Source organism: Brachyspira pilosicoli, assembly GCF_019402445.1.
Taxonomy (GTDB): Bacteria; Spirochaetota; Brachyspiria; order Brachyspirales; family Brachyspiraceae; genus Brachyspira; species Brachyspira pilosicoli_B.
On record NZ_SRZM01000224.1, the window covers coordinates 1 to 9080 of the forward strand.

The window sequence follows — 9080 nt, forward strand, 5'->3', positions numbered from 1 at the left end:
CACGCTTCGCAGGGGGCTAGTCCCCACAAAATAATAAAAAATCTAAAAAATATTTTGACAAACTTCAGTTTTTTTAGTATATATTAATGATTATATTTTATTAAATTTTTTATTGTTCTTTTTCCCGCCTTACGCGGTGCGTACTTCGTCAAAGAACCAAAAAGTGCAAATGTTTTTACTATAAATATTAGGAATATTTAAAAATATAAAACAATATTTGTATTTTGATAAATATAAAAATTTTTAGTATATACCAATTAATCAACATTATAATCTTTAAGCTTTCTGTAAAGTGTTGCACGCTCTATACCTAAAATCTTTGCTACTTGTGCTTTATTAAAATTGTTTTTACTTAAAAGATGATTTATATATTTTTTCTCAAGCTCTTCTAATGTCATCTCTTTATCTATTACAAAATCATCTGTGCTAGATGTTAAAACCCAATTAGGAATATTACTCTCATCTATCTTGCCATCTTTAGACATCACAACCATAGTTTCAACAGTGTTTCTAAGCTCACGTACATTACCTTCCCATTGTAATGAAGATAATAGTTTATATACTTTTTTATCAACATTAGTAATCTCTATATTATGAACCTGAGAAAACTCTTTAATAAAATTATCTATAAGTAAAGGTATATCCTCTCTTCGTTCTCTAAGAGGAGGCATTTCTATTTTTATAACATTAAGTCTATAATATAAATCCTCTCTAAACCTACCCTCTTTTATTTCTTCAGATAATTTTTTATTCGTAGCAGCAATCACCCTAATATCAACACTAATTGGAGTATTAGAACCTACCCTCTCTATTACTCTCTCTTCAAGAACTCTCAAAAGCTTTACCTGAACAACCTGATTAATCTCCCCTATCTCATCTAAAAATATAGTGCCTTTATTGGCAGCCTCAAACCTACCTATTTTTTTGTCTATTGCACCAGTAAAAGAACCTTTCTCATGACCAAATAATTCACTCTCCAAAACACCCTCAGAAAGTGCCGCACAGTTTACAGTAATATATGGCTGTTTGGCTCTGTCTGATATTTGATGAATAGCATTAGCAACTAATTCTTTACCAGTTCCGCTTTCGCCTTCTATAAGTACAGTAGCTTTTGTTCTTGCCACCTGTTTTATTGCTTCATATACTTTAAGCATCTTACTGCTATGACCTATCATTCCATAAAAACTTTCATGATAGTCCACTCTTTTTTCTAATGTTTCATTTGTCTTTTTTATATTTTTATTTTCTAATGCCCTTGCTATAATGAGAAGCATTTTGTCTATATTAAAAGGCTTAGTCATAAAGTCATAAGCACCAAGACGCATCATATCAACAGCAGTTTCTATATTGCCATGCCCTGTAAGTATTATAACAGGTATATGCTTATCAAACTCTAATATGTCATGCAAAAACTCTTCACCAGTCTTTTCGGGCATTTTTAAGTCTGTGATAACTAAATCAATTCCGCCTTTATAAACTGTCTCTATTCCCTTCTCTCCGTTTTCAGCTGTAACTACCTCATAACCCTCATACTCTAAAGACTTCTTTATACCGTCTCTTATGTTTTTCTCATCATCTATAACTAATATCTTAGGCATAAATTAAAAATCACTCTCCAAAAATTTTTGATTCTCAAGCATCAAAGGAAGTTTTATAATAGCTTCACTTCCAACTCCATATTCGCTCTCTATATTAAAACTGCCATTATGTGCCTCTATTATTCGTATAACATTCGTAAGCCCCAAGCCTGTGCCGTTTCTTTTGGTTGTAAAGTATGGCTCAAATATCTTTGATAATTCTTCTTCTTTTATACCAATGCCTGTATCTTTAATTGATATTAAAGCATAATTATCTAATAATTTTAATTTTATTGATATATTATTCTCATCTGATTTATTATGTTTTTTCTTTTCTATAATAGAATCTATTGAGTTTTGTATTATGTTAATTAAACATTGCTTTATATATCTTTCATCTATTTTTAAAATTAAATTCTCTATATCAAATTTTATATCTATTTTTATATTATTATTTTCTATTTCATATTTTAAAAAATCAACAGTAGAAATAATTAAAGAGTTTATATTAACATCTTCCAAATTAAGCACCAATTTACGCACAGAAAATAAAAATGAATTAATAGTATCTTCAAGCCTGCTAATCTCTTCTTTAATAATATTACAATAATCTCTAAACTCATTATAACACTCACAATCATTATCCATATTTTTTTTAATAATTTTTTCTATTAACTGCACATATATAGAAATAGAGCCTAGAGGATTTTTTATTTCATGGGCAACACCAGCTGCAAGCGTTGTAAAAGATGCCAACTGTTCAGCACGTTTAAGCTTCTGAGCACTTTCATAGCTTTTTGTAATGTCAAATATTTTTATTAAAGTTCCTATAATTACTCCAGAATCTCCAAGAGGCAAAATATCTATTTGAAGCATTCTGTCGTTTTTATCATCTTTTATGATTTTTGTATCTATGTTATTTGCTTCCAATAATTCTAGTATCAATTTTCCTATGTCGGTATTATTTATACATTTTGAAATTGCTTTATCTTCAGAGTTTCTTGGGATAGATAACAAAAAACATGCTTTTTTATTTATACCTTGAATTATGCCATTTATATCTATTGCTATTATGCCTTCTTCTAAATTCTCTATTATTATATTTTGAGAATTTGAAAGCAAAGCTAATCTTTCAATTATTCTTTTCTTTTCTATGTCTGAAACTTTATCGAAGTTTTTTATTATCTTATCAAAAAATTGATTTCTTCTATTCATTCTAAAAGTATAATAAAAAAACAAAAAACTTCAATACTAATATTTAATTAGAATATTATTTTTTGCCACTTGACTATAAATAAAAAGTTTATTATTATATAATAACTATTATTAATAGAAGAAGCGGATTTTACGAGGAGCATAAAAAATATATGATTAGAGAATTAGTAATTTATGGAGATGATAGATTAAAGCAAAAATCATCTTACGTTGAAAATGTAGATGAAGAGATTTTAACTTTAATAGATGATATGTTTGAAACTATGTATAAGGCTAATGGTGTTGGTCTTGCTGCCGTACAGGTTGGAGTATTAAAAAGAGTGATAGTAATATCTGTACCAGATTTTGATGATGAAACTAAACCTGATTTTAAGTTGGCTTTAATTAATCCTGAAATAATTTGGCATGGAGAAGATACTGAAATATTAGAAGAAGGTTGTTTATCTTTTCCTAAAATCAGTGACGAGGTTGCAAGATACAAAGAAATCAAAGTAAAATACATAAATACAGAAAATAAAGAACAAGTATTAGATGCTAAAGATTATATAGCTAAAGTTCTTCAGCATGAAATAGACCATACTAATGGAATTACTTTTATAGATAGGCTTGAATCATATCAAAAAAGAAGATTAAAAAAAGAGTTAAAAGAACTTAGAAACACTCATAAAAAAACTGTTTCTGCATAAAATATATCATGATTAAAAATATAATATTTGATTTAGACGGAACATTGATAGATTCCATTCCTGATATAAATGCAAGTGTAAATAAAACTTTGGAATATATTAAATTTCCAAGTTTAGATATAGAATACACAAAAAAATATGTTGGCAATGGTGCTAGGCTTTTAATAAATAGAGTGTTAAATCATTTTGCTGATAAATATGACAAAAAATATTTAGAAAGTATAGAAAATGATGTATATAATTTTTATATTGATTATTATAGCAAACACTCTACAGATAATACAAAGCTTTATGAGAATGTATTAGAAACCATTACATCACTTTATAAACTCAATATAAATATGTTTATAATATCAAATAAGCCAAATGAGATAACAATCACAACAACTAAAAAGTTAAATATATTTAATTATTTTAAAGCTGTTATAGGCGATGGAATCTATCCTTATAGAAAGCCAGATATAAACATTTGGTATAACTTAAAAAAAGATTATAACTTAATAGAAGAAGAAAGTCTTATGGTTGGGGACGGAGTTCCAGATTATGAGTTTGCTAAAAACGCCGACATAAAAGCATTAATTGCCTTATATGGCATCACAGACAAACAAACTTTATTAAATTTAAAAAACGATTATTATATAAACAATTTCAAAGAAGTAAAAGATTTTGTATTAGCTTACAACAAGTAAAATTTTCTATACTTTCTACCGCACGGTGAATTAAGCAAAATATTTTATTCTATTTATAAAACAATTTTAATTATATTTTTAATCAAGCTCAACGTGCGGAGTGAAACTTAAAAAACTAATAACAATTAGGGCGGGTGTGCTTCTTTTAATAAAACAATAAAATTAATGAAAGTTATATTTTGCAATTTTAAACAAAAAACTTATAGGGCGGGAAGCGTAAATAATTTTTTAAAACAAAAAAGAGAGACTTTTGATTATGCAAAAGCCTCTCTTTAATTTTTTATAATATAGATTTTCCCATTTCAAATGCTTTATTTAATAATTCTTTTTTATCTTTAATATCTCCAACATTAAACACTCCTCCAACTATCAAATATCCTAAATCTTTCCATCCAAGATAATTTAACAAATAATGATAATATTCTAGAACGGGCTTAGAATTATTTTCATCATTTCCCTCTGCTGCCATAAGCATAAAACACTCTTTATACGGAGTCTTATAATTTGGGTCTATTTCTGTAACAGCAAATAATCTGTCTATAGCTATTTTTAACTGAGCAGAAAAAGCCCAATAATACATAGGTGAAGCTAAAACGAGTATATCTGCTTCTTTATAATATGGGTATATTTTCAACATATCATCTTTTTGAGAACAAGGGCTATCTGGATTTTTACCTCCTCTCAAACAGCCCTTACAGCAATGTATATCCATTCTGTCTAAATCAAATCTAATTACATCATTTCCATTAAGTTTCGCACCTTTTGTAAATTCTTCTATTAAAGAAAAAGTGTTGCCGTTTAATCTTGGGCTGCCATTTAAAATTAATATTTTTTTCATTTTTTGCTCCTATCTATCAAATTACTATTGATATTATAATTATAGTATTATATATTATTATAATCAAGTACTAACAAAAATGTTATATACTAACTAAAAGTAAAGTATAAGGATATATTTTATGAAAAAAGATAATTTAAAAGAAAAATATATGGAAGATACAGGCTTTGCTTATACAATGTCTTTAATATCTGGTAAATATAAAATGATAATACTATATATATTATCAGAATTAAAAATTGTAAGATATAATGAATTAAAAAGAATAATATCTGGCATATCTCATAAAACGTTGAGCGTGACTTTAAAAGAATTAGAAAAAGATGATTTAATTAGCAGAAAAGAATATCCTCAAATACCTCCTAAAGTAGAATATAGCTTATCAAAAAGAGGTAAATCTTTAATACCAATATTAGATGCCATATGTGTTTGGGGCGAGAAAAACAGAAAATGATATTATTAAAATTTTGTAAAATAAAGTTTAAAATAAAATAAATAAAAGTTGTTGTGTTTTAAAATTTAATTTACATACCCCTCCCTATAGATTTTCTGCATTCACTCTAATTTTTGCGTCATTTTTCTTTTTTGCTTTAAATTCTAATTTCTGCCCCCACCCAAGATTTTTTTAAATTTGATGCGTTATTTGCCGCACGGTGGGCTAAGTAACAATATTTAATCGTATTAAAAAAGAATTTTAACTAAGTTTATAAATAAGCTCAGCGTGCGGAATTAAAACTTAAAAAAATAATAATAACTAGGGCGGGTGTGCTTATTTTAAGAAAACAATAAAACTAATGAAATTCATATTATTAGTTTTAAACAATAAATCTTATAGGGCGGGGTACGTAAATAATTTTAAAAAAGAGAGACTCTTTACTATTCAAAAGCCTCTCTTTAATTTATTAGTTTATAATATATTATTTTTCAGTGTTGTCATAATAAGCATAGAAAAACTTATGTTTGCCAAGCACATCATATTGAACATCTTTTAAATTATTATTTACCAATAAAGGCAATGTGTAATAATATAAAGGAATGATAGGCATATCTTCCATAAATAATTCTTCTGCCTTATGAAGCAAAGGCATTCTTATAGTATTGTCATCTGTAGCAGAAGCATTAGCTAATAATCTATCATATATAGCACTGTTATAGCTTTCAACATTTTGAGGGCTGTAACTTAAAAACATACCTAAAAAAGTCATAGGGTCATCATAATCTCCAATCCAACCATTTCTTGCTATAACATAAGTTCTGCTATAGCGTGATGATTGAAATACTGCCCACTCTTCACTTACTATAGTAGTATCAATTCCTAAATTGTTTTTCCACATCTGCTGAATTGCTTCAAATATAGATGTATGCTCACCTGGATTAGTTTTAAACTCAAGCACAGGGAAATTTTCTCCGTTTGGATAACCTGCTTCAGCTAATAATTTTTTAGCCTCTTCTATGTTTTTTTGATAATCTTCAGCCTTTAAACTAAAACTATCTTGTCCATTTTCTCTAAACTTTCCAGTAACATCAGATATTTGAGGCGGTACAACAGCAGCAGCAGGAGTCTGTCCTCCTCTTGTTACTTGAGATACTATATAATTTCTGTCAATAGCCAAAGCTAATGCTCTTCTTACTCTCTTATCTTTTAATGTTTCATTAGTAATATTTAAACTATAATAATACAAACCAAGATAAGGTTCTATTTTTAAATATCCTTCTTCTTTTAATGTATCCATATCTTGAGTAGGTACTCTGTCAGAGAAATATATAGAACCATCTTTTATACCAGCAACAACAGAAGTAGGATTATCCATCAATATAAAAATTAATTTCTTAGGAACTATAACAGAACGATTCCAATAATTAGTATTAACTTCCATTACTATTTTATTGTCAATTTGTCTTTCAGTCATTTTAAAAGGACCATTTCCAATATAAGTATCAGCACTCATAGTCCAAGTATCAGGATTAGCTTCTATAATATCTTTTCTTAATGGAAAATATACAGGATAAGCCATAAGCTGGTCAAAATATGGAGTAGGAGCTTCCAAAGTAACTTCTAAAGTGTTATTATCAATAGCCTTAACACCTAAAGATTCAACAGGCATCTCACCAGCAGTAATTTTTTTAGCATTTTTTAAAGGCTCCATTTGATAACTATAATTAGCAGCTGTTTTAGGGTCAGCGGCCCTTCTCCAGCTATATACAAAATCATCAGCTACAACAGGCTTACCATCAGACCACTTAGCATTGCTTCTAATATGAAACACATATTTAGTGCCATTCTCACTAATATCCCAACTCTCAGCAACACCGCCTACAATTTTACCTTCTTTATCTTTCTGTGCTAAACCCTCAAAAGCATGTATTATATACATACTTCCGTCTATTGCAGAGTTCAATGTTGGGTCTATACTTTGAGGCTCTGGTCCAACATTCAAACGTAAAACTCCTTCTTCGAATTTATTTCCGCCTCCGCAAGATGCAAACAAAAACAAAGAAGAAATAAATAATAATAACTTAATCTTCATAATTATAACAAGACTCCTATATTTTTTATATTTGCTGATTTTATAATGATTTATAGTAAATATCAAGATTTTTTCATATCAATTTATCTAGTCTTTAATTTAATGGAAAATAATTCTATAGTTAATATTTTCAATCTATCAACCGCACGGTAAGAAAATTAAGAAATAAAAAAAATTCATATTATAGAAACATCTATATATAATTTTAATAAACACAGCGTGCGGTATTTAAAAACTAAGTTAATACTAAAATAATCTTTATAAAAAATAAATAGAAGAAATATATAACAAGAGTAAAATATATTTTTATTTAACTAAATACTCGCCATCATCATTAAACTTTACACCTGTCTTTTGAAAATCTAAATCAGCATACTCATTTAATTTTTTTATAGCAGTATTTGAAGAATCAAGACTAGGTATACCTCCATTTATTAAACGCACAGGTATAACTTTTGCTTTAGAAACTTTTAAATCATCATCTAAAGTAATTTGTAATATAGCACTAATTCCATTATTTCCAGACAAAGAGAATTGTTTATATCCAACAAAATTTCCAAGAGAGTAAGCAATAAAAGTATTATTATACATTTCCATAGCTCTAAGTACATGCGGACCATGACCAACTACTAAATCAGCTCCCGCATCGCTAACAGCCCTTGCAAACTTATAAACATCTCCCCTATTTTCTTTATAAAAATACTCAGTCGTTTTAGGAACTCTAAACATACTGCTTCCCTCAGCTCCGCCATGAAAACTTACAACTAAAAAATCACATTCTTTTTTTGTTTTTTCAACTAAAGCCTTAGCAGATGCAATATCCTGTATAGAATTATTAGCATAAGAAAAATAATAGAAAGCCAAAAAACCTATTTTTTTACCCTTAACGTCTATAAAAGAAGCTTGATTTAAAACATTACCAACAACTTCCATACCAGCTTTTTTTACATATTCTTGAGTCTGACTATATCCCTTAGCACCAAAATCTCTCGAATGATTATTGGCAACAGCAACTATATCAAACCCAGCCTCAGATATTCTATCAGCCATATATGGAGGCATACGAAAAGAATATGAACGTTTACCTGTTTTAGCAGATTTTGTTTCTGAGTTTGCTATAGCTCCTTCTAAATTTGCAAAACTTATATCTGAAGCTTTTAAAAATGATGATACACTTTTAAAAACATCTTTTCCTTCATTAGGAGGCAAATAACTTTTATCTGGATGGTCACTTCCTGTCATAACATCACCTACAAAAGATAATGTTATTTCAGGGTATAAAGAAAATTGAAATAATAGTATTAATAATAAAGTAAAATTTCTCATAATAATATGATTTTACCATAAAAATAAATAAATTCAATATTATGTTTACAATTTATATTAAAAGTTTTTTCTTTTTTACCGAATTAATATAAAGTTAGATAATATTTACATTTTATATGCTTGACAATATATAAAAATTTAGTATTATACTAATAATAACTTTAATAATTTAATAATCTAAAATTAATAAAAAGAACTAATTACCATGAAAAAATTTAAAT

At 27.7% G+C, this 9080-nt stretch carries 8 protein-coding genes; 3 read left to right on the plus strand and 5 right to left on the minus strand.

The genetic code is table 11. The features are described 5' to 3' along the window. Positions 1–257: 257 nt before the first annotated feature. Together E6A48_RS07815 and E6A48_RS07820 are read right to left on the minus strand one after the other, a co-directional pair. Complete coding sequence (locus E6A48_RS07815) at positions 258–1598, minus strand: sigma-54-dependent transcriptional regulator (RefSeq protein ID WP_115599639.1); 1341 nt, start codon at positions 1596–1598, stop codon at positions 258–260. 3 nt (positions 1599–1601) lie between these two features. Next, a complete protein-coding gene (locus E6A48_RS07820; RefSeq protein ID WP_219709476.1) occupies positions 1602–2792 on the minus strand; it encodes a sensor histidine kinase in 1191 nt (396 codons plus the stop codon). Positions 2793–2944: 152 nt separating this feature from the next. Between E6A48_RS07820 and def the strand changes: the two genes are divergently transcribed. After that, the gene (gene def, locus E6A48_RS07825; protein ID WP_219709478.1) at positions 2945–3478 is read left to right on the plus strand and encodes a peptide deformylase; all 534 of its coding nucleotides are present in this window, start codon (positions 2945–2947) and stop codon (positions 3476–3478) included. Between the two features lie 8 nt (positions 3479–3486). Continuing rightward, the gene (locus E6A48_RS07830; protein ID WP_219709480.1) at positions 3487–4167 is read left to right on the plus strand and encodes an HAD family hydrolase; all 681 of its coding nucleotides are present in this window, start codon (positions 3487–3489) and stop codon (positions 4165–4167) included. 280 nt (positions 4168–4447) lie between these two features. Here the strand turns inward: E6A48_RS07830 and E6A48_RS07835 are convergent, their stop codons facing one another. Beyond that, positions 4448–5005 carry a flavodoxin family protein gene (locus E6A48_RS07835; RefSeq protein WP_013244837.1) on the minus strand — a complete coding sequence of 186 codons (558 nt, stop codon included), beginning with the start codon at positions 5003–5005 and terminating at the stop codon, positions 4448–4450. Positions 5006–5126: 121 nt separating this feature from the next. On the opposite strand from E6A48_RS07835, the gene E6A48_RS07840 reads away from it, so the two are divergent. Next, positions 5127–5459, plus strand: coding sequence for a winged helix-turn-helix transcriptional regulator (locus E6A48_RS07840; RefSeq protein WP_219709481.1), 333 nt, complete (start codon positions 5127–5129; stop codon positions 5457–5459). A gap of 463 nt (positions 5460–5922) precedes the next feature. On the opposite strand, the gene E6A48_RS07845 is transcribed toward E6A48_RS07840, so the two are convergent. Both E6A48_RS07845 and E6A48_RS07850 read right to left on the minus strand, forming a co-directional pair. Next, a complete protein-coding gene (locus tag E6A48_RS07845) occupies positions 5923–7533 on the minus strand; it encodes a peptide ABC transporter substrate-binding protein (RefSeq protein WP_219709483.1) in 1611 nt (536 codons plus the stop codon). Positions 7534–7839: 306 nt separating this feature from the next. Beyond that, positions 7840–8859, minus strand: coding sequence for a CapA family protein (locus E6A48_RS07850; RefSeq protein ID WP_219709485.1), 1020 nt, complete (start codon positions 8857–8859; stop codon positions 7840–7842). Positions 8860–9080 lie beyond the last annotated feature (221 nt).

Coding starts and splice junctions, on each gene's coding strand:
- E6A48_RS07830 (WP_219709480.1), top strand. CDS start 3,487: ATGATTAAAAATATAATATTTGATTTAGACGGAACATTGATAGATTCC.
- E6A48_RS07820 (WP_219709476.1), bottom strand. CDS start 2,792: ATGAATAGAAGAAATCAATTTTTTGATAAGATAATAAAAAACTTCGAT.
- E6A48_RS07815 (WP_115599639.1), bottom strand. CDS start 1,598: ATGCCTAAGATATTAGTTATAGATGATGAGAAAAACATAAGAGACGGT.
- E6A48_RS07835 (WP_013244837.1), bottom strand. CDS start 5,005: ATGAAAAAAATATTAATTTTAAATGGCAGCCCAAGATTAAACGGCAAC.
- E6A48_RS07845 (WP_219709483.1), bottom strand. CDS start 7,533: ATGAAGATTAAGTTATTATTATTTATTTCTTCTTTGTTTTTGTTTGCA.
- E6A48_RS07850 (WP_219709485.1), bottom strand. CDS start 8,859: ATGAGAAATTTTACTTTATTATTAATACTATTATTTCAATTTTCTTTA.
- E6A48_RS07840 (WP_219709481.1), top strand. CDS start 5,127: ATGAAAAAAGATAATTTAAAAGAAAAATATATGGAAGATACAGGCTTT.
- def (WP_219709478.1), top strand. CDS start 2,945: ATGATTAGAGAATTAGTAATTTATGGAGATGATAGATTAAAGCAAAAA.